Here is an 18,961-nt window from a genome sequence, read left to right as displayed (position 1 = left end):
CCAGATACGTCGACACGAACTATCGAGCGAGATCATGTCACTCCCAGCGGGATTCGGCGATGCGGAGTCGGTGCCGCGAGTGTTATCCCTCGGCGGCGTAGTAGCGGCCGCCGCGCTGGCGCAGCACCAGGTCGGCACGGTCCCGGGTGCCCGCGATCAGGTCGGCATTGGGTAGATCGCTGTCGTGCACCTTGATTTTCGCGGCGTCCGCGCTCCGCCCACCGCGGATGTGGCGGCGCAGCAGGCGTTGTTCGATGACCTCGCGTTCCACGTCCAGGTACCAGACCTCGTCGAGCAGGTCGCGCACGCCCGACCAGGCGCCCTCGTCCAGCAGCAGGTAATTGCCCTCGGTAATGGCGATCTCGTGCCGGTCGAAGACGACACCGGCCGGGGTCGGTTCCTCGATGGCGCGGTCGAAGGTCGGCCACGGCACCGGCTCGCCGATCGGGGTATCACGCAGACGGCGCAGGGCGTCCAGATAGGCGGCGACATCGAAGGTATGCGGCTCGCCCTTGCGCTCCAGGTCATTCGTCGTGCGCAGCACGGCATTCGGTAGGTGGAAGCCGTCCATCGGCGCGATCTCGGCGCACATCCGACCGGCGCGGTTGTTCAGTTCATTGCGAATCGACTTGGACAGTGTGGATTTACCCGCGCCCGGCGGGCCCGCGATGCCGAGCACATAACGTCGGGCGCAACCCGTCGCCCGGATCTGCAGATGCGCGACGAGCGAGCGCAACGGCATTTCGACGGAAGTCCGTGTCATCGAAACAACCCTACTCAGGCTGCGGCCGCCCGCCGTGAATTTGGGCGTATGGCTATGTAAGTCGGCTATCGAAGTCGCTGTCGAACTTCGGCGGCAAGATCGGCGGCGGCATCGCGCAGGGCTTCGATGAAGATCTGTCGCGGCTCGGCGTCGCGCTTCTGGTTGTCCTGAATGCCGGGCCGAGCCTTCGAGACATGGACGACGGATGTGGTACGTACCGCGGCGGGATGATCGATGCGGACCAGGGCAATGCCCTGCGGCAGTACCGGTACCGCGATTCCGGGGACCACGGTAAAGCCCATACCTGCCGCGACCAGCCCGAGTTTGGCGAACCAGTCGCGCGCGACGAAGGCGATCTCCGGCTCCCGGGTGGCGTCGGTCCACGCGCCGAGCAGGGTGCTGCTCGGGTCGGGGCTGCCCGCGATCCAGCGCGCACCGCGCAGCTGCTCGGGCGTGACACTCACCCGATTTGCCAGCTCATGTTCCGGCGACACCGCAATGAGCAGCGGGTCGTCCAGCAGTGGCTCGATCTCGGTATCCGCGGGCAGATTCCGAGTCTCGGTCACCACCGCCAGGTCCAGTCGCCCGCGCGTGACCGCGGACAGCAGCCGCGGACTTGTCCCTTCACGCAACGGCACCCGCGCGAGCCGGGTCGCGGTGGCGGCAATGGCCCTTGGCACCAGTGCCGCCATGGCGGTCGAGAACGCGCCGACCCGAAGGGTGGCGGGCGGACGAGCGGCCAGGTCGTCGAGTTCGTGACGAACGGATCCGAGACCGCCGAGCACCGTTTCGGCATGGCGCAGCACGATCCGTCCGGCCGCGGTCACCTGGACGCCCCGCGCATGCCGCTCGAACAGTGCCCGGCCAGCCGCCTGTTCCATGAGCGCGATCTGCCGGGATACCGCCGACTGCGTATATCCCAGATGCTCCGCGGCGGTCGAGAACGATCCGCACCTCGCGGCCTCGCGCACCACGCGCAGCCCGACGATCGTGAACTCACCCATGCGGTTTACTCATATCAACCATGCAAGACTGTCGCTTGTCGCATGCCTCGACGCTACCTAGCGTCGCAGGTATGAGCGCAACCGAGAATAAGAAACTGGTCGAGCGGATCTTCGACGAGATGTCCCGGGGCAATACCCGGGCGATGGCCGAGGCCATGGCCGACGACTTCCGCTGGATCTTTCCCGGAAACTGGTCCTGGTCGCAGACCTGGGAACCGAAGGCCGTTGTGCTGAACGAGCTCCTGCGGCCGCTGATGACCCAGTTCACCGAATATCGCAGTGCGGCCGAATTCATCATTGCCGAAGACGACCGCGTGGTGGCCCAGGTGCGCGGCCATGGCAGGACCACCAGCGGAGAGCCCTACGAGCAGACCTACTGTTTCATTTTCCGGGTCGCCGACGGTCGGCTCACCGAGGTGATCGAGCACTGCGACACCGCGCTCGTCGAACGGGTGCTGCAACCGCTCTCGCCTGGCACCAGTTAGATCGGGCGGATCCCGCGGTAGAAGGTGACGCGGCCCAGGCGGCGGTGGCGTTGGGAGGCGACCACGGCACTGTCGAAGCCGACGGAGCGCAGCAGTTGGGGAATGCCATCGCCGAGGTTGTCGGCGGCGTGCTCGTTGTGCAGCATCAGCCGGGCCACCAGGCCGTCGTCCGAGGTGACGGCACCGCCGACATCGACAATGTGCACGCTGCCGCCGGGGCGCAGCACCCGCAGCACCTCGGCCAGCGCGGCTGTTTTGATGTCGGTCTCCAGGTGGTGCAGCATCATCGCCGACAGCACCCGGTCGAACTCCCCTTCCGCATAGGGCAGTTCCTGAGCGTAGGCACGTTCGAAGCGAATGCCGCTCAGCCCGTGTGCTTTTCGTTCGGCGCGCGCCAGTGCGAGCGGATCGGGATCGGAGCCGATCAGCTCGGCGGCGGGCTGGGCGCGTTTGGCGCGAATCGTCAGATTTCCGGTGCCGCAGCCGATTTCCAGGACACGCTGGCCGGGCGCGAGTTCGGCCTGCGCGACGAGGGTTTCGTGGAGTTTGTACATGCCGAGCAGCCGGGTGAGCAGATCGTAGCCGGGGAGCAGTGCGTCACGGCCCGCTGCGGGCAGGTAGTCGTGCCGGTTGCCCATGGCATGAAGAACAGAATGTGGATGATCTTTGGTCATGATTCCCATGGTGCCCGCAGATACAGCGATAGAATTGGGTGATTATCGGCGGAATTAGGACTATTTTCGGTGCTATGACCGAGGCCACCCGGGTGATCAGGCACCGCGACGGCGTTCCGGTGTACGACTATAGGACCGACCAGGTCACGCCGCCGATATCGCTGATGCGATTCGATGAACGCCACGCGCCCGGTAATGGCAGTCCGCATATTCACGAATTTCCGGTGCTGGTGTATGTCCGGCCCACCGGGGTGGTGTACGTGGTCGCGGCGGGTGAGGTGATCAAGGCCGCCGCCGTGGGCGAGTTCGATGGCGCCGTCGGAGTGTTCTTCGATCCCGCCATGCTCGGCGATGCCGGGCGGACACCGTGGCCAGCCTGGCGCGCGCATCCGCTGCTGTTCCCCTTCTTGCACCAACATTCTGGTGGGGTGCTGGAGCTGTCGGTACCGGTGCCGCGCAGGCCGCTGTGGGACAACGCGATCGCCGCCATCGATGCTGAACTGACGCAGCGACAGGAGGGCTACCGCGAGGCCGCGACCGCACATCTGACGCTGCTGCTCATCGACCTCGCGCGCCTGGCTGCCGACGTGGTGGGTGATCTACGGCGCAGCGGTGAACCGCTGCTCGCCGAGGTGTTCGAGGTGATCGACCAGCGGCATACCGCACCGCTCTCGCTACGCGATGTGGCGCACGAGGTCGGCATGACACCGGGACATCTGACCACCGTGGTGCGCCGCCGCACCGGGCGCACCGTGCAGTCGTGGATCACCGAACGGCGGATGGCCGAGGCGCGCCGACTGCTGGCCGATACCGATCTGCCGGTCGGCGAGATCGCCCGCCGCGTCGGCGTGCCCGATCCCGGCTATTTCACCCGATTGTTCCGGCGCAACCATGGTCTGTCACCACGGCAATGGCGCGGCCAACCCGACGCCCTCGCCCACTGACGCCGGAGACTGGCCATTGCGGCACTACGGCGGTGGATTCGAGCTGCGAGGTGGTGCAGCTTCTCGATGTACTTGGTTACGTGGGGGGAGGGTGACTGTGGCGCAACCGAATTCGGGGAATGGGACGTTCGACATCGTTCCGGCCGAGGTGACCGACGCTGGTCGGTATGTGCAGTTGACCGCCGAGGAATTGGTCAACGGAGTCCGTTCCCTCGATGTCGAGATCACCAGGCTGCTGGAAAATTGGACCGGCAGTTCGGCAACCGCCTACCGCGCTGGTTGGGACGAAACATGTCAGGGCGCGGAAACACCGACCTCTCAGTCCAGCTTCTTTTCGAACCAGTGATCTGCCAGCGGGTCGTCGCCGTAGGGCGGAATCTCGGCGTATCCATGCTTGGAGTAGAGGGCGCGAGCCTCCACGAGATCCTTGCGTGTAGTGAGGCGGATCGCGTGTGCGCCGAGTTCGCGGGCGGCGAGTTCCGCCGAGCCCAGTAATTCGGCGGCGCCGCCGTCGCCGCGTGCATCGGGGCGGACGAACATGCGTGTCAGCTCGAGAGTCTGCGCATCGAGGCGGCGCAGGCCGACGCAGCCGACGGCCTCGCCGCTTCGGCGTGCGAGTAGCAGCAAGCCGGTCGGCGGGGCCAGGTCGTCGCTGTCGTGGCCATCGGCGAGGTGCCGGTCGATCTCCGCCTCATCGGTAGGACGGCAGTAGTAGCGGCTGATCATCTCGGCCAGATAGAGCCGGAGGATGGTGGCCGCCTCGGGCGAACGCGGCTCGGCGGGCTCGACCGCCCACCGAGCAGACCTGTTCCCTGTCACGGGATCATTCTCTCCCGATGTCAACCGAATTATGTTCCTGGCCAGCGGTTTTCGCGTCGGTTTCAGTAAGTGAGCTGACCTCTCGTCAAGCAACGTACGGTAGGTAATCCGGCAGTCGGGTGCACCGAGCAGGTGCCGCACCCCCTTGGTGCGATGGTAGGTGGCGCGCAACCGCTTCGGCTGGCCCGGGGCACTAGACGAGAGCGCGGTCGATGATGGCCGCGGTGTCCACACCGGTGGGCAGGGTGCCGAAGGCGATGCCCCAGTCGTCGCCGAGGCGGGTAGCGCAGAAGGCATCGGCCACCGCCGGGTGGCCGTGGCGGACCAGCTGCGCACCCTGTAGCACCAGGGCCATGAGTTCGACGACGCGGCGGGCGCGGTATTCGATTTCGTCGAGGTCGGACAGTTCCTTGCCGACCCGGGCGATGGCGTCGTCGAGCCGGGGGTCGGCACCCGCCGCGAGCGAGACCTCGTTGAAGAATGCCTCCACGGTTTCGGGCTGGCGGCCCATGGCGCGCAAGGCGTCCAGGGCGGCCACATTGCCGGAGCCTTCCCAGATCGACATCAGCGGAGCCTCGCGATAGAGCCGCGGCATACCGGATTCCTCGGCATAGCCGTTGCCGCCGAAGCATTCCAGGGCCTCGGCCGCATGCGACGAGGCGCGCTTGCAGACCCAGTACTTGGTGACCGCCAAGGCGATTCGACGCAGCGCGGCCTCGGCCGGATCGGTGCTCGCCCGGTCGGTGGCACCGGCCAGGCGCATCATGACCGTGGTCGCGGCGTCGGATTCGATAATGAGGTCGGCCAGCACATTGCGCATCGCGGGCTGATCGATCAGCTTGGCCCCGAACGCTTCGCGGTGCCGGGCGTGGTGGGCGGCGTAGACGGCGCCCATGCGCATACCGGTGGCGGAGCCGATGACACAGTCCAGCCGGGTCATATTGACCATTTCGATAATGGTCTTGACGCCCGCGCCCTCCGCGCCGACCAGCCAGCCGGTGGCGTTCTCGTATTCGATCTCCGAGGAGGCATTGGACTTGTTGCCGAGCTTGTCCTTGAGCCGTTGGATCCGAATGGGATTGCGGGTGTCGTCCGGCAGGACGCGCGGCAGCAGGAAGCAGGACAGACCGCCGGGGGCCTGGGCCAGGGTCAGGAACATATCCGACATGGGCGCCGAGGTGAACCACTTGTGCCCGACGATGCGGTAGCTGCCATCGGGTTGCGGTGTCGCGGTGGTGGTGTTGGCCCGGACGTCGGAGCCGCCCTGCTTCTCGGTCATCGACATGCCCGCGATGAGACCGGCCTTGGTAGACGGTTCACGCAGGCCGAAATCGTAAGTGCGGGAACCGAGTAGCGGCTCGTACTTGGCGGCGAGCTCGCTATTGTGGCGCAGCGCGGGCACCACGGCGTAGGTCATCGAGATCGGGCACGTATGTCCGGCGTCGGCCGTGCCCCAGGTGTAGAACTTGGCGGCGCGGGCGGTATGGGCGCCGGGCCGGTCGTCGAGCCAGGGTGCGCCGTGCAGTCCGTGTGCCACCGCGACTTTCATGAGTTCGTGCCAGTACGGATGGAATTCGACCTCGTCGATGCGGTTGCCGTAGCGGTCATGGGTGTGCAGGACCGGCGGGTATTCGTTGGCGAGACGACCCCACTCCTGCGCTTCGAATCCGCCGGCGAGCGTGCCGAGTTCGCGCACTTCCGGCTCGGCCCAGCCCGCCCCTTCCCGGCGCAGTCCCTCCAGCAGGGCCGGGTTCTTCGAGACATCGAAGGGCACGATGTTCGGAACCTGGTTGAAGACTTCATGCGTCGGCATCGGACACTCCTGAGTGGGATTCATCGCGCGCACCGAGCGCGCGTAATGCGAACCTGATGACTTCGGGCACAACGGATTCGCTGTGCGGTGCGTCGGCCAGCGGGCCGACCAGGACCTCGCCGATGGCGCCGACCAGTGCGGCCGCACTGGTCCTGGCATCCTGTGCGGGCAGTTCGCCGTGCGAAACCCCGTCCGCCACAGCGGATTCGAAGGCCTCGGCGAAGGCGCGGCGGAAGTGCAGGCGCTCGGTGTCGACCACCGCATCGACGGGTTCGACGAGCAGGACGTAGGCGAGTTTCGGATTCTTCAGCGCCCGGCCCGCGAAGGTCTCCACCGCGGCGCTGACCCGCTCGACGGCGGTTCCGGTGGCGGCGGCGGTCGCCACCGCGGTCACCTCGTGCGCGACCACCTTCCGGAATACCGCGCTGACCAGGTCGGCCTTGCCGCTGAAGTTCTTGTAGACCGTTCCGGTGGCCAATCCGGCCTCGGCGGCGACCGCCGCCATGGACAGTCCGGCATAGCCCGCCCGGGACAGCACCTTGGTCGCGGCCTGCACGATCAGCCCCGCCTGCGCATCGAGGCGGGCCTGGACAGCGGGGGTTCTGCGGTAGGCCACACAAGAAGTGAACCACAAATTCATTTCTTGGCACAAGACCACCCCGGACGGCGTATGGTCGTGCTCGTGAGTGTGCGAATCGAACGCAACGGACCCGTGACCACCGTGATCCTGCACCGTCCCGAGGCACGCAATGCGGTCGACGGCCCGACCGCCGCGGCTCTAGCCGACGCATTCCGCGAATTCGATGCCGACCCGGATGCGGCGGTCGCGGTGCTGTGGGGCGAGGGCGGCACCTTCTGCGCGGGTGCGGACCTGAAGGGGTTGGGCACCGAGCGCTCCAATCAGGTCACCGAGGACGGCGACGGCCCGATGGGGCCGACCCGCATGCGACTGTCCAAGCCGGTGATCGCCGCGGTCTCCGGATATGCGGTCGCGGGTGGGCTGGAGCTGGCGCTGTGGTGCGATATGCGAGTTGCCGAGCAGGACAGCACATTCGGCGTGTTCTGCCGCCGCTGGGGTGTACCGCTGATCGACGGCGGCACCATCCGGCTGCCCCGCATCATCGGCACCGGTCGCGCCATGGATTTGATTCTCACCGGCCGGGCCGTCGCCGCGACGGAGGCGCTGCAGATCGGACTGGTCAATCGGGTGGTGCCGAATGGCCAAGCACGCAGCGCCGCCGAACAACTCGCCGCCGAACTGGCCGCACTGCCACAGACCTGCCTGCGCTCGGACCGGATATCGCTGCTGGAACAGGACGGCATGGACGAGCAGACCGCCCTGCACAACGAGTACCAGCACGGTCTGCGCGCCCTCGCCGACGGAGCTTTGGATGGTGCCCAGCGATTCGCGGCCGGTGCGGGTCGCCACGGCGCGCGTAGCTGAGGGAGCGAGCCCGACAGTGACGGGGCGGCTGAGCGTCGTCGACGAGATCTTCCTGCGCACGCATCGCGGGCTCGGCACCCCGATCGCGCTACAGGGGTTGTGGCGCACCGCTGATCGCGTCGACCCGGAGTTGCTGCGTCGGGTGCACGCGGCGCTGAGTAGTGGTCCGTTGGGGCGCAGGGTGATTCGGCCGCGGATACCGGGCGCGCGCCGTAGTTGGCGACCGAACAGTCGCGCGTATCCACTCGAGTTCACCGAGGGCACGGTCGCTCACGCGGATCTGCTCACGTGGGCCGACCAGCAGGGCACGAACCTCGATCCCGAATACGGTCCGGGTTGGCGACTATCCGCCGCCGCGTTGGACGATGGCGGATCGGTTGTGTCGCTGACCTGTTCGCATGCGCTCGCCGACGGCAGGGCGCTAGTGCTCGCGGTGGACGATGCGCTCGGCGGCACGAGCTTGGCCGCATCGCCGGCGCGGAGCGGGGGTTCGTTCGCGAAATCCACTGCACCAGAACCAGATAGCTCTGACATCACGCCAATGGCTGGAAGCGCGCGGGGCAGGTCGAGTGCGAGCGACGCCATAGCGACTCCCAACGCCGACGCGCCGATATCCGCTGCACCGAAATCAAATCGCCCTCACGCCACACCAACAGTCGACGGCACGTCGGGACGATCGAGTGCGAGCGAACCGATCGCGACCCCCAACACCGACGCGCCGATATCCGCTACACCGAAATCAAATCGCCCTCACACCACACCAACAGTCGACGGCACGTCGGGACAATCGAGTGCGAGCGAACCGATCGCGACCCCCAACACCGACGCGCCGATATCCGCTACACCGAAATCAAATCGCCCTCACACCACACCAACAGTCGACGGCACGTCGGGACAATCGAGTGCGAGCGAACCGATAGCGACATCCCCTCCTGCGGTGACGTCCGCTGCACGGGAATCAGACCGGTCCGATAGCTCGCGCACACCTGCCCGGATGGATCGGGCAGCCGAGGCCCGCGCTCCGGAATCGGATTGGTCCGATGCGTGGCGGCAGTGGTCGGTCGTCGTGCGCGGCACCTTTCGGGCACTGCGCCGCGGGATCCCGGAACGCCCCGCCCGCGCGGTATCGGCCCGCGAACGCACCGGGCGGGAGGCCCTACCGACTCACAGCGTGATAGTGCAATGTTCGGCGGCCGACTGGGAGTTGGCGGCTGCGGCGCAGGGTGGCACGGCCAATAGTCTTTTCATCACGTTGATCGCGAAGATGCTGTGGGCCAGCGGATTTCCCGGGGAGACCATCGATGCCAGTCTTCCGGTCGATACCCGCGACGAGCCGCGCGTCGACAACGATCTCGCGATGACCGAGATCAGTATCGATCGCGCCGATACTCCGGCCACGATCCGCGAGAAGTCCCGAATCGCCTACGAGCGCCGCATGTCCAGCCCCAGCGGGATGCCGGAGGAACTGCTGCAGGTGATTCCAGACCGCTGGGCCTACGCACTATCCAAGGGCGCGGGTGAGCGAGACATCCTGTGCTCCAACATCGGAACCCTCCCCGACTCCCTGTGCGCCCTCGGCCCGCACCGCTGCACCGGCGTCGCCGCCCGCGCCATCCACCCCGGCCTCACCGCAGACCAACTCCCCCGCACCCGCCTATCGGGCTACCTGTGCCGCATCGCCGACACCTACACCCTCGCCATCGTCAGCCTCGCCCCCGACCGCATCGACACCCCCCAAACCCTCCGCACCCTGGTCCACGAGACCACAGCCCCCCTCTCGCTACCGATCACCATGTGGTGAAACACTGTCCGCATCCTCAGCAAGCGCCCCCTCCACTCCCGCTGCCTGCCGAGCGTAGTGATAGGGCGGTCGGATGCGGCGTGGTCGACCACCATTCGACTGCGCTCGCCAGAACTCCCCAGCCCAAGGATCGATACGGCCGAAGCTGTTCGGAGGCCGACGCGAACAGTGGCCGCGGCCACTTTGTGAGTTACAGGAGTCCATGTAGGACAAGGATTTTCGAGCTCTCCGGTGAGAAATGATCAAGACCTGTGGATGATGGGAAGGACGCACCGTCCCGGATGATCTAGCAGTCGGAATCTTGATCATGCCGGCGCGCCGACGCCGGTCGGGATCGCAGCTGCCCGCCATCGCCTGACCCGCTCGGGCACCGGCCCCAAACGGAGACCCGGAGCTCACGGTGTCGGCTCAGTCCGTGTTGTCGGCCAGGCGCTTGGCGAAGCCCCAGCCGCGACGTTGCTGCCGCTCATATCCCTACTCCAGCCGGATAGCGCTCGCCGAGTCCGCGCGTTGGCACCGCGGCGGCAGCATCGTGTGCGGCCGGCAGGTGACGTCGTGGTCGGCGGCAGACGTAGATGAACGCCGGAGGCAGGTTTGCCCACACAGTGCGGCGCGGCAGTACCTCCTCGAAGTGGTCGGTGAGGGAGTGCCGCAAACGGCGTGCGGGCGGCATCCACTGCGTCGAGGTGTAGGCGAAGGTGGTGAACGCCCCGTCCGGGGCGAGGCCGTCGACGATCGCGTCGAGCAGGCTGTCTTGGTGGCCGGGAGCGAACGCGGCCCAGGGGAGACCGCTGACGATCACGTCCGCCTGGCGGTGGCCGTTCGCGGTCATGATCGTCTTCAGGTTTCGCGCGTCGCCGGCGGCCACTGTGACTTGCGGGAATTCCGCTGCCAGACGGTTTGCGAAGCGGTCGTTGATCTCGATGGCGAGGTGGTGGCCGCGCCCCGACAAACGTTGCTGGATCGCGGCGGTGAAGGAACCGGTGCCGGGGCCGAGCTCGAGGACCATCGGTGCACCGGCGAGCGGTATCGGCGAGGTGACGGCCGCCGCCAGAGATGCACTGCTGGGCGCGATCGCGGCGACAGTGCGTGGGGCGCGCAGGAATTCGCGTAGGAATCCGGGGCGGGGGCGATCGGTCATCGGATTTCTCCTGGGATGTGTTGCTCGAGCTATGGGGTCACCGCTTCACGGCATGGGAACGTCACCCCGGTGAGCTCCTCGGAGACGGTCCACAGGCGCTGCTGGACGGCCTGGTCGTGGGAGTCGGGGCTGGAGGTGACCAGCTTCGGGTAACCGCGGATCTCGCCCCGGTTGCCAGGGCCGTAGTACTGGCCGCCGGCGACCGCCGGGTCGGTGGCGGCGCGCAGGGTGGGCAGGGCGCCCATCTCGGGCGTCTGGGTGAGCAGCGGCGCAATCCAGGTGATCGGCAGGCGGAACGCGGCGGGCGAGTTGCGGGTGAGTTCGGTGTTGGACACGCCGGGATGGGCGGCGACCGCGACGGTGGAGCCGTGCGGTGCGAGCCGGCGCTGCAGTTCGTAGGTGAACATCAGGTTGGCGAGTTTGGACTGGCCGTAGGCGGCGGCGCGGCTGTATGAGCGCTCCCATTGCAGGTCGTCGAAGTGGATGGCGGCCCGGATGCGGTGGCCGGTGCTGCTGACCGTCACGACGCGGGAGCCGGGGACGGGCAGCAGCCGGTCCAGCAGCAGGCCGGTGAGGGCGAAGTGGCCGAGGTGGTTAGTGCCGAACTGCAGCTCGAAGCCGTCGGCGGTGGTCTGTCGCGGGGTGTACATCACACCCGCGTTGTTGATCAGAAGGTCGATGCGTGGGTGGGCGGCGCGCAGGTCGGCCGCCGCGGACCGGATCGAGTCCAGGGAGGTCAGGTCGAGGGGCTGGACGGTGACGTCGCCAGTAATGCGGGCGGCTGCCTGCTTACCCTTCTCGACGTCGCGGACGGCCAGGACCACCGCCGCCCCCCGTGCGGCGAGCATCCGGGCGGTCGCGAATCCCAGCCCGGTGTTGGCGCCGGTCACGATCGCCACCCGGCCGTGCTGATCGGGGATGTGTTGCTCGGTCCAGTTGCTGCACATGACATTTCTCCTAAAGTACTGCCGGTCTGTTATTATCCGATCGTAAGAGATCGGCGGTCTCTTGTCAAGGAACCGGTGGTCTTTAAGTTAGGATGAAGGCGTGACATTTCAGCGAGCGCGCAGCGAGGAGCAGAGGGAGATCCGCCGCAAGGTGATCCTGGATACGGCGGCGGAGATGCTCGACGAGATGCCCGTGGCCGAGGTGAGCCTCAACGAGCTCAGCCGCCGGGTGGGCCTGGCCAAGTCGAACGTCCTGCGGTATTTCGAGTCGCGCGAGGCGGTGCTGCTCGAACTGCTGGACGATTTTCTGGAGAGCTGGCTCGCCGAGCTGGCCGATGAGCTGGCCGCGGGCATCGAGGCGCATGCGGCGCCGGAAGTGCGGGCGGGCCAGCTGGCCGAGATTCTCAGTCGATCGCTAGCGGGCCGGGTGGTCCTGTGCGACCTCTTCGGAGCGCAGGGCGGCGTCCTCGAGCACAACGTCTCGGTCGAGGTGGTCAAGCGGCACAAGCGTTCCTCCCTCGCGCGGCTCGCGGACATGATCGAACTCGTGCGCCGCCACGTGCCCGAGCTCGGCGACCGCGCGCAGCTGTTCTGCCTGATGAGCCTGGTCTCGGCGGGTGCCCTGTCGGCGTACGTCCCGCCGCCGCCCAGCCTCCTTGCCGCCTACGAGGATGAGCCCGCCCTCGGCGTGCTCCACTTGGATATGCGTGAGGCTCTGCGGGACTCCTTCACCTCGACGCTCCTGGGCGTGCTGCCGCGCGCCTGAACCTTTCCGTTTGCTGTGCGCGAAAACGGCCCACGCACGTAGCCCTGCACGCGTTCGCTCGCTCGGCGGCAGGAATTCGCCGAGCGGTGCGAACCGGTCTCGGTAATGCCACCTGTAGGTCCGTGAATTCCGTCGACGGCACAACTCGATTCGCAATGTCCGACCGGAAACCTCTTGGCAGGATCTGACTGGCCGCAAGATCAACGCTGCGGACGCCGAGGGCGCTCACGACCGCGCGGTAGTGCCGAGAGCAGGTCGCTCATGACCGCTTGGTGTCGACGGCGCGGGTGGGTTGGACAGCTTCGGGCGCGTTCGTGTCTTCATAGTCGTTGGGCCAACCGTCTTCGCCGATCTCGGTCACCTTGCAGTCGGCTGTGTGATGTTTCGGAGCGCTGTCCGTAGGGGCCAATTCGAGCCTTCGCATAGTGTCCTCGTGGAACATCGCAAGGAGATCCCTTACCGAGGGCGCTATTTCGCCGCTCCATGGCCGAAGTCCGAACATCGCGTTCACATCCCCGCTTGCGCGGAAGGGAGATCCGACATGTTCAGTAGCGCGGACCAGTATTCCTCGCGGACCGCGTCCCACAGATCGCCGTGCTGGGGCAGCAGTTCGCGGGCGTCGACCAGATCGGGATCAGCGTCGAACATGATCGTTCCGGGCTGCACTCCGGGCAGCGGCGTTCGCGACGGCAGGCGATACGCGGTGAACGCCTCGCCGCTGAGCTGAACACGAAGTATGCGAGCAGCGCGGTTGACGAGCTGCCACACTGCGACCTTCCCAGCTGGTATCTGCGTGGTGTGCAACGGATTCGACCTCATCGCTGCCTCACGATCGCAGTCGCCGAACCCGATGTGGGACAGGGCATCTCGGTGCCAGGCCGTTCGGGAGGTGCCCACGCTCGGAGGGCTTCGAGGTAGCGCTCGATAACCTCGGTTGGCACATCGCAGTAGATCCTGTGCTGTGGTCCAAGGAACGCGGCTCGCTTTGGAAGTTCTCGGCTCGGCATGTACCGACCTCCGTGAGTCGATGGCTGTTGGGTGCGCCCGGCCCCTGAACAAAACTCCTGAGAGGGAAGGAGATTCGTCTCTCCGGGCGCGCTTCTAGCACACCAGCGACACCTCAGAATGGCATTGTCATTCCGACAATCCCACCGAACTCATGAGAACCCCCACGACAGATGTCATCCCGGCAGGCGATCACTGCCATTTCGAGAGTGCCGAGGAGCTGAAGTGACCGCAGATCCATCCCGAGCCTCATTGCCGCGCCGCCAGTTGGGGCGGTTCATCCGCAGGCAACGCGAGGAGAACACCTCACTCACGCAGGCGGAGGTGGCGAGTCAGATGCAGTGGAGCCACAGCAAGTACTCACGCCTCGAACGCGGCGAACCCGGCAAGGTGCTCGACCGCGATCTGACCGCCCTCGGCGAGGTCCTCGAAATCCCTGAGGGCAAGGTGGCCGCCATGATCGATCTGGCACATCAGGTCGCCGAGAAGACTTGGTACAACACCTTCGATGACCTGATCCGCGAGAACTTCGACGTGTACATGCGACTGGAAACAGATGCGCACGCCATGGGGATCTATCGCCCCGACCTTGTGCCGGGTCTGTTGCAGACGGCCGAGTATGCCCGCGCACTCAATCGGATCTACTTCCCCAAGGACTCCGAGGAGGAGCAGGATCGTCGAATCGAGCTGAAGTTGCAGCGCCAGAACATCATTACGCGCAAGAAGTCCCCCATCGGTGTCGATCTGATGTTGCACGAGTCGGCGCTGCACTCGATGGTCGGGGACACCGCGATCATGGCAACCCAACTGCGCCACCTCGCCGACATCAGCACCAAGCCGAACATCACGATCCGCGTTCTACCGTTCAAGGCAGGTTTCCCGCTCGGGATGGCAGTAGGCCCGTTCGTCATCCTCGATTTCAAGCCGGACTCGAAAGGCGTCGCCGAACCGACTGTCATCTATGTCGAGAACTTCACCGGTGATGCGTACCTTGAAGGAGAGTCGGACGTCGACAAGTACCGTCGGGCATTCGCGACGATCCAGTATTCCGCGCTGGACGTGGTAGCCAGCAGAAGCCTGCTACGGCAGGTAGCAAGAAGGGATTCGTGACAGTGGACAAAGACCGCCTGGTGGGGGCTAAGTGGTTCAAGAGCACCCGCAGTGCCGGGAATTCGGAGTGTGTGGAGGTCGCGTTCCTCGATGGGGGCGCGGTCGGGGTTCGGGATTCGAAGAATCCAGCTGGCCCGGCACTCGTCTTCACACCCGGCGAATGGGACGCCTTCACCACAGGCGTTGCCGACGGCGAGTTCAACCGTCCCTGCAGGTAGCGAAGGAGTTCATGCCGTGAAGATCGACCTCACCGGGGCGAAATGGTTCAAGAGCAGTCGCAGCGCAGGCGGGAAAGATTGTGTGGAGGTTGCGCACCTGACCGGGGGCTTTGTCGGCGTGCGTGACTCGAAGAATCCGACCGGTCCGGCGCTGGTCTTCACACCCGGCGAATGGGACGCTTTCACCGCAGGCGTTACCGACGGCGAGTTCAACCGCCCCTGCGAGTAGCAAAGGAGTAATCCTAGTGAGCGTCAACGTATCCGGAGCGAAGTGGTTCAAGAGCAGTCGCAGCTCAGGCGGAAAAGAATGTGTCGAGGTTGCGCACCTGAGCGGGGGCTTTGTCGGCGTGCGTGACTCCAAGAATCCGACTGGCCCCGCACTCGTCTTCACACCCGGCGAATGGGACGCCTTCACTGCGGGCGTTAACGACGGTGAGTTCAACCGCCCATAAGTTCTCCGCGAGAACGACGATCAGGCCCGATCCGCTCGTTCGGATCGGGCCCTTTCGTATCCGCAGGACTGCGTACCCGGCGTGATCGGAACGATCACGATGTGGTGAGCGAGGCGATGTCGAGTCGATCGAGCACATCCTGCGGCACCTCGATGCCCGGCTCCAGATCATCCGAAGAGACTGGGGCGTCCCAGATCTGACGCATGGGCAGAACGCCCGCCCACACACCGCCGTTCTCGATATCGGCGGCATCGTCCTTCGGACCGCCGGTCCGGACCTTGACCGAGGCCTCGGTCAGGTCGAGCGCGAGCACCATCGTGGCGGCCATTTCCTTCTTGTTCGGCCACCGCACCCGATCCCAGGACCCGGGTGCGGAGTGTTCGACGATCACCCGCAGCGCGTGCATGCACTCATCGGCGTCGGTGAGTTCGACCGCACGGCCGCGCACCACCGCTGAGCGGAAGTTCGCGGAGAAGTGCATGGCCGAGCGGGCGTAGACGATGCCGTCGACCAGGGTGACGGCGATGGAGATATCGCCGGTCAGCGCCGCCCGTAGATTTCCGGCACCGGTCGAGCCGTGCAGATACAGCGTGTCGCCGTCGCGGCCGTAGACGGTCGGGAGTACCACCGGGCTGTCGCCGAGCAGCACGCCGAGGTGGCAGACGAGTCCGGCGTCGAGGACCGCGTCGAGTTCGGCCCGGTCGGTCCGGCCGCGCTCCTTGGAGCGGGTCAGGGTGGTGCGCGGGGTCGGCGAAAGTGGCGGCCGAGAGCTGATCGACTTCGTCATACTTCTAGCGTGGAGGTGAAAGTGGCATTCTGAAATAGCCAATTCATGGAAATTTGAACAGTCCAATTTCGGGAGGTTGGCGATGCTGGACGAACTTCCACTGATTCTCGACCGTGGCGCTGACCAGCCATTATCGGTGCAAGTCGCGGAGGGTTTGCGGGCCGCGGCGAGTTCCGGTCTGCTGCGCGCGGATGATCGGCTGCCCTCCTCGCGCTCGCTCGCCCAGCGCCTCGGTGTCAGCCGCACGGTGGTCGCCGCGGCCTATGACCAATTGCATGCGGAGGGCTGGATCGCGAGCCGCCGCGGTTCGGGCACCTACTTGACGACCGCCCCCACCGAAGCGCCCGCCCGGCCGAGCCCGCGCGCTACTGCCGAGCACCCGCCGGAACTGCTCGACCTCGGCCCGGGCGCACCATGCATCGAAGCGATCGATCAGGCGGCCTGGCGACGCGCCTGGCGCGCGGCCGCGGACGACTCCCCCATCGTGCGCAAGGACCGCGGCGGCGAGCCGGACTACCGCGCGGCGGTCGCCGAACACCTGCTGCGCCACCGCGGTCTCGGCGCGGGCAGCACGACCGTGGTGCTCGCGACGGCCGGAACCAGTTCTGCCGTAGTCGAGTTCGCGTCCGCACTGCTGCGCCCCGGCGACACCATCGCCATGGAAGATCCCGGCTACCAGCGCGCGGCGGGCGCATTCCTCGCGGCTGGTGTCCGGGTGGTCCCGGTGCCGATCGATGCCGACGGTCTGCGTGTCGACCGACTGCCGGACGGTATCAAGGCCGTGTACTGCACTCCGGCACACCAATTTCCACTCGGCACCCGCATGCAGGCATCACGTCGCGTACAACTCGTCGAATTCGCCAGGCGCGCGGGCATACTCATCATCGAGGACGATTACGACGGCGAATTGCGCTACGACACTGCTCCTTTGCCGCTGCTGGCCGCCATGGCCCCGGACGTCGTCGTCCATCTCGGCACCACGAGCAAGATCTTCTCGCCGACCTTGGGCATCGGCTGGCTCGTCGCCGCCCCGGATATCACCGAAGCCGTTGTCGCGCACCGTGAACGAACCGGCACAGGCCCGAGCCCCGCCGGCCAACGAGTACTCGCCGAATTCGCCCGCCACGGCGATCTCGCGCGACACCTGCGCCGACTGCGCCGTACAGTGGCCCCGCGCCGAGCCCTGGTCGTGGACGAACTACGCCGCCGCGGACTCGAAGTACTCGGCGACGACGCCGGTTCACACGTGGTCGTACCGCTGGCTTCGGCCGAAGCCGAACAGCAAGCCGTGACCGCGGGCCGAGCACGCGGTGTGGAACTCGACGGCCTGGCACGCCACCACCTCGTGGTGCAACAACATCCGCTCGCCAGGGCGTCGGGTCCACACACCTTCGGCATCGCGCTCGGTTACACGGCGCTGAACTGGCCCGATCTGACCGCCGCCGTTTCGATTGCCGCGGACTGCATTGGCCGGTCGTAGCTGGAGGTTGATCGAACCCGATGGCATGCGGATCCTTGATCAGTACGACGCGTCACCGAATTGACCGCGGACACCGCGAATTGCCGGAGCATGCCTGCAGTCTCAGGTTCAGCCGAACAGTCGGGCGACGAACGGCATGCTGTCCGGTAGCGAACCCGCGACGGTCGCGTTGTGATCCAGGCCGGGATAGATGTGCACCTCGGGCCGGACGCCATTGGCCGTTAGGTCGGCGACCAGCTTCGCGGTCAACGGCGCGGGCACATCGGTGTCATTGGTGCCCTGGCCGATGAACAGCGGGCGGTCGTATCCGGTCATCGGCACATCCATTATCGGACGTGCGGTCGCGGCGAAGTCGCCGTCCGAAAGCGGCCGGGAGAACAGCTGATTCAGGGTGACGCCCTCGGCGCGCTGGGCCATGGGTGTGAAGCACTGCGTCTGGGCCGCCGCGATCAATTCCTTACCGACTGGGGTGAGGTAGCTGTCCAGGTCGAAGTCCGGGCGTGCCGCCTTCAACCCGTTCATCACATATGTCGCGTAGGCGGTCAGATGCGACGACTGGATGCTCGGTGTCGACGGGCCGACCAACGTGGACGCGTCGACGATATTCGAAGCGGGTCCGGTGGCTACCGCACCGCGATAGTCGAGCTCTGGACCATATTTCGTGGCCAGCGACGCGGTGAACACCGCCGCCCCGCCGCCCTGGGACTGACCGATGGCCACCCATTTCGACGAAAGCGAGTCGTCGACGGCGCGGGCGGCGCGCACCATATCGATCGCGGCATGCGCCTCGGCGCGACCATCGAGATAGGCGTGCACTCCGGGTGTGCCCAGTCCGATGTAATCGGTGGCCACGACGGCATAGCCCTGCCGCAGCCAGGTGGCCAGATAGTTCTTGTCGCGCTCGGAGCGGCCCGCCGTCGACGGGGCGCAATCATCGCCGACGCCGACGGTTCCGTGTTCCCAGGACAGCACCGGCCAGCCGCCGGGTGGGGGCGTACCCACAGGGAGGAAGATCGCGCCGGTCGATTGGGCGGGGCGGTCGTCGGAGTCGCGGGTCCAGTAGGTGAGTCGACGCGCGGATCCGGTGCCGTCGAGCCAGAGGTCCGATGTCAGCGCCTCGTCGCGTACCACCGTTCCCGGCGCCGGCCCGGCCGGATCCGCCTGGACGGTCGCGGCCAGGGAGCCGGTCAGGATGGCCGCCGTGGCCAGGGTGATCAGAGTGCGACGCATCGACACTTCCTCTCGCTCAGAGCTGCTGTCTCAATGAGACACTTTAACCAGACTAAGCTATAAAGTGTCACTTTGAGA

The 18,961-nt window shown here is 66.4% G+C and carries 22 protein-coding genes; 11 read left to right on the top strand and 11 right to left on the bottom strand.

All coding sequences use genetic code 11. The features are described 5' to 3' along the window. Nucleotides 1-82: 82 nt before the first annotated feature. Together ABZ293_RS00255 and ABZ293_RS00250 are read right to left on the bottom strand one after the other, a co-directional pair. The gene (locus ABZ293_RS00255; protein WP_355176468.1) at nucleotides 83-763 is read right to left on the bottom strand and encodes a nucleoside/nucleotide kinase family protein; all 681 of its coding nucleotides are present in this window, start codon (nucleotides 761-763) and stop codon (nucleotides 83-85) included. A gap of 65 nt (nucleotides 764-828) precedes the next feature. Next, nucleotides 829-1,767 (bottom strand): LysR family transcriptional regulator, encoded by a 939-nt coding sequence (locus tag ABZ293_RS00250; RefSeq protein ID WP_355176466.1) that lies wholly within the window; start codon nucleotides 1,765-1,767, stop codon nucleotides 829-831. Nucleotides 1,768-1,838: 71 nt separating this feature from the next. Between ABZ293_RS00250 and ABZ293_RS00245 the strand changes: the two genes are divergently transcribed. Further along, a complete protein-coding gene (locus ABZ293_RS00245) occupies nucleotides 1,839-2,252 on the top strand; it encodes a nuclear transport factor 2 family protein (protein WP_355176464.1) in 414 nt (137 codons plus the stop codon). On the opposite strand, the gene ABZ293_RS00240 is transcribed toward ABZ293_RS00245, so the two are convergent. After that, nucleotides 2,249-2,926: a class I SAM-dependent methyltransferase gene (locus ABZ293_RS00240; protein WP_355176462.1), complete on the bottom strand. Its 678-nt coding sequence runs from the start codon at nucleotides 2,924-2,926 to the stop codon at nucleotides 2,249-2,251. The two genes, ABZ293_RS00245 and ABZ293_RS00240, sit on opposite strands and share 4 nt — an antisense overlap. 74 nt (nucleotides 2,927-3,000) lie before the next feature. Here ABZ293_RS00240 and ABZ293_RS00235 point away from each other — a divergent pair, with 74 nt between their 5' ends. Together ABZ293_RS00235 and ABZ293_RS00230 are read left to right on the top strand one after the other, a co-directional pair. Then, nucleotides 3,001-3,870, top strand: coding sequence for a helix-turn-helix transcriptional regulator (locus ABZ293_RS00235; RefSeq protein ID WP_355176460.1), 870 nt, complete (start codon nucleotides 3,001-3,003; stop codon nucleotides 3,868-3,870). After that, complete coding sequence (locus tag ABZ293_RS00230; protein ID WP_355176458.1) at nucleotides 3,818-4,216, top strand: WXG100 family type VII secretion target; 399 nt, start codon at nucleotides 3,818-3,820, stop codon at nucleotides 4,214-4,216. Before ABZ293_RS00235 ends, ABZ293_RS00230 begins: the two co-directional genes overlap by 53 nt. On the opposite strand, the gene ABZ293_RS00225 is transcribed toward ABZ293_RS00230, so the two are convergent. From ABZ293_RS00225 to ABZ293_RS00215, 3 genes are all read right to left on the bottom strand, one after another. Beyond that, nucleotides 4,189-4,689: a GNAT family N-acetyltransferase gene (locus tag ABZ293_RS00225; protein WP_355176456.1), complete on the bottom strand. Its 501-nt coding sequence runs from the start codon at nucleotides 4,687-4,689 to the stop codon at nucleotides 4,189-4,191. The two genes, ABZ293_RS00230 and ABZ293_RS00225, sit on opposite strands and share 28 nt — an antisense overlap. A 193-nt stretch (nucleotides 4,690-4,882) precedes the next feature. Continuing rightward, nucleotides 4,883-6,502, bottom strand: a complete 1,620-nt coding sequence (locus tag ABZ293_RS00220; protein WP_355176454.1) for an acyl-CoA dehydrogenase family protein — start codon at nucleotides 6,500-6,502, stop codon at nucleotides 4,883-4,885. Continuing rightward, the gene (locus ABZ293_RS00215) at nucleotides 6,489-7,118 is read right to left on the bottom strand and encodes a TetR/AcrR family transcriptional regulator (RefSeq protein WP_355176452.1); all 630 of its coding nucleotides are present in this window, start codon (nucleotides 7,116-7,118) and stop codon (nucleotides 6,489-6,491) included. The genes ABZ293_RS00220 and ABZ293_RS00215 overlap by 14 nt, the downstream gene beginning before the upstream one ends. Nucleotides 7,119-7,172: 54 nt before the next feature. On the opposite strand from ABZ293_RS00215, the gene ABZ293_RS00210 reads away from it, so the two are divergent. Together ABZ293_RS00210 and ABZ293_RS00205 are read left to right on the top strand one after the other, a co-directional pair. Further along, nucleotides 7,173-7,946 (top strand): crotonase/enoyl-CoA hydratase family protein, encoded by a 774-nt coding sequence (locus tag ABZ293_RS00210; RefSeq protein ID WP_355177107.1) that lies wholly within the window; start codon nucleotides 7,173-7,175, stop codon nucleotides 7,944-7,946. A 994-nt stretch (nucleotides 7,947-8,940) separates the two neighbouring features. After that, a complete protein-coding gene (locus ABZ293_RS00205) occupies nucleotides 8,941-9,747 on the top strand; it encodes a hypothetical protein (RefSeq protein WP_355176450.1) in 807 nt (268 codons plus the stop codon). Between the two features lie 466 nt (nucleotides 9,748-10,213). Here the strand turns inward: ABZ293_RS00205 and ABZ293_RS00200 are convergent, their stop codons facing one another. Next, nucleotides 10,214-10,888 (bottom strand): methyltransferase domain-containing protein, encoded by a 675-nt coding sequence (locus ABZ293_RS00200; RefSeq protein WP_355176448.1) that lies wholly within the window; start codon nucleotides 10,886-10,888, stop codon nucleotides 10,214-10,216. 29 nt (nucleotides 10,889-10,917) lie between these two features. Then, nucleotides 10,918-11,835, bottom strand: coding sequence for an SDR family NAD(P)-dependent oxidoreductase (locus ABZ293_RS00195; protein WP_355176446.1), 918 nt, complete (start codon nucleotides 11,833-11,835; stop codon nucleotides 10,918-10,920). A 100-nt stretch (nucleotides 11,836-11,935) separates the two neighbouring features. Between ABZ293_RS00195 and ABZ293_RS00190 the strand changes: the two genes are divergently transcribed. Beyond that, on the top strand, nucleotides 11,936-12,601 hold the full coding sequence (locus ABZ293_RS00190) for a TetR family transcriptional regulator (protein WP_355176444.1): 666 nt from the start codon (nucleotides 11,936-11,938) through the stop codon (nucleotides 12,599-12,601). Nucleotides 12,602-13,108: 507 nt separating this feature from the next. Here the strand turns inward: ABZ293_RS00190 and ABZ293_RS00185 are convergent. Next, the gene (locus ABZ293_RS00185) at nucleotides 13,109-13,420 is read right to left on the bottom strand and encodes a hypothetical protein (protein WP_355176442.1); all 312 of its coding nucleotides are present in this window, start codon (nucleotides 13,418-13,420) and stop codon (nucleotides 13,109-13,111) included. A 411-nt stretch (nucleotides 13,421-13,831) separates the two neighbouring features. Between ABZ293_RS00185 and ABZ293_RS00180 the strand changes: the two genes are divergently transcribed. From ABZ293_RS00180 to ABZ293_RS00165, 4 genes are read left to right on the top strand one after another with little or no spacing between them, the layout of a single operon-like run. Then, on the top strand, nucleotides 13,832-14,716 hold the full coding sequence (locus ABZ293_RS00180; RefSeq protein ID WP_355176440.1) for a helix-turn-helix transcriptional regulator: 885 nt from the start codon (nucleotides 13,832-13,834) through the stop codon (nucleotides 14,714-14,716). Then, nucleotides 14,713-14,934 carry a DUF397 domain-containing protein gene (locus ABZ293_RS00175; protein ID WP_355176438.1) on the top strand — a complete coding sequence of 74 codons (222 nt, stop codon included), beginning with the start codon at nucleotides 14,713-14,715 and terminating at the stop codon, nucleotides 14,932-14,934. The genes ABZ293_RS00180 and ABZ293_RS00175 overlap by 4 nt, the downstream gene beginning before the upstream one ends. 16 nt (nucleotides 14,935-14,950) lie before the next feature. Next, nucleotides 14,951-15,163, top strand: coding sequence for a DUF397 domain-containing protein (locus ABZ293_RS00170; protein ID WP_355176436.1), 213 nt, complete (start codon nucleotides 14,951-14,953; stop codon nucleotides 15,161-15,163). A 16-nt stretch (nucleotides 15,164-15,179) separates the two neighbouring features. Continuing rightward, nucleotides 15,180-15,386, top strand: a complete 207-nt coding sequence (locus ABZ293_RS00165; RefSeq protein WP_355176434.1) for a DUF397 domain-containing protein — start codon at nucleotides 15,180-15,182, stop codon at nucleotides 15,384-15,386. Nucleotides 15,387-15,480: 94 nt separating this feature from the next. Here ABZ293_RS00165 and ABZ293_RS00160 read toward each other — a convergent pair whose 3' ends face one another. Further along, complete coding sequence (locus ABZ293_RS00160) at nucleotides 15,481-16,173, bottom strand: pyridoxamine 5'-phosphate oxidase family protein (protein WP_355176432.1); 693 nt, start codon at nucleotides 16,171-16,173, stop codon at nucleotides 15,481-15,483. 82 nt (nucleotides 16,174-16,255) lie between these two features. On the opposite strand from ABZ293_RS00160, the gene ABZ293_RS00155 reads away from it, so the two are divergent. After that, on the top strand, nucleotides 16,256-17,653 hold the full coding sequence (locus ABZ293_RS00155) for a PLP-dependent aminotransferase family protein (RefSeq protein WP_355176430.1): 1,398 nt from the start codon (nucleotides 16,256-16,258) through the stop codon (nucleotides 17,651-17,653). 108 nt (nucleotides 17,654-17,761) lie between these two features. Here the strand turns inward: ABZ293_RS00155 and ABZ293_RS00150 are convergent, their stop codons facing one another. Further along, nucleotides 17,762-18,883: a lipase family protein gene (locus tag ABZ293_RS00150; RefSeq protein WP_355176428.1), complete on the bottom strand. Its 1,122-nt coding sequence runs from the start codon at nucleotides 18,881-18,883 to the stop codon at nucleotides 17,762-17,764. Nucleotides 18,884-18,961 lie beyond the last annotated feature (78 nt).

Source organism: Nocardia sp. NPDC005998, from assembly GCF_040614395.1.
GTDB lineage: Bacteria > Actinomycetota > Actinomycetes > Mycobacteriales > Mycobacteriaceae > Nocardia.
Note: the sequence above shows the minus strand (reverse complement) of the source record. Positions and strands in the feature narration are given on the sequence as shown.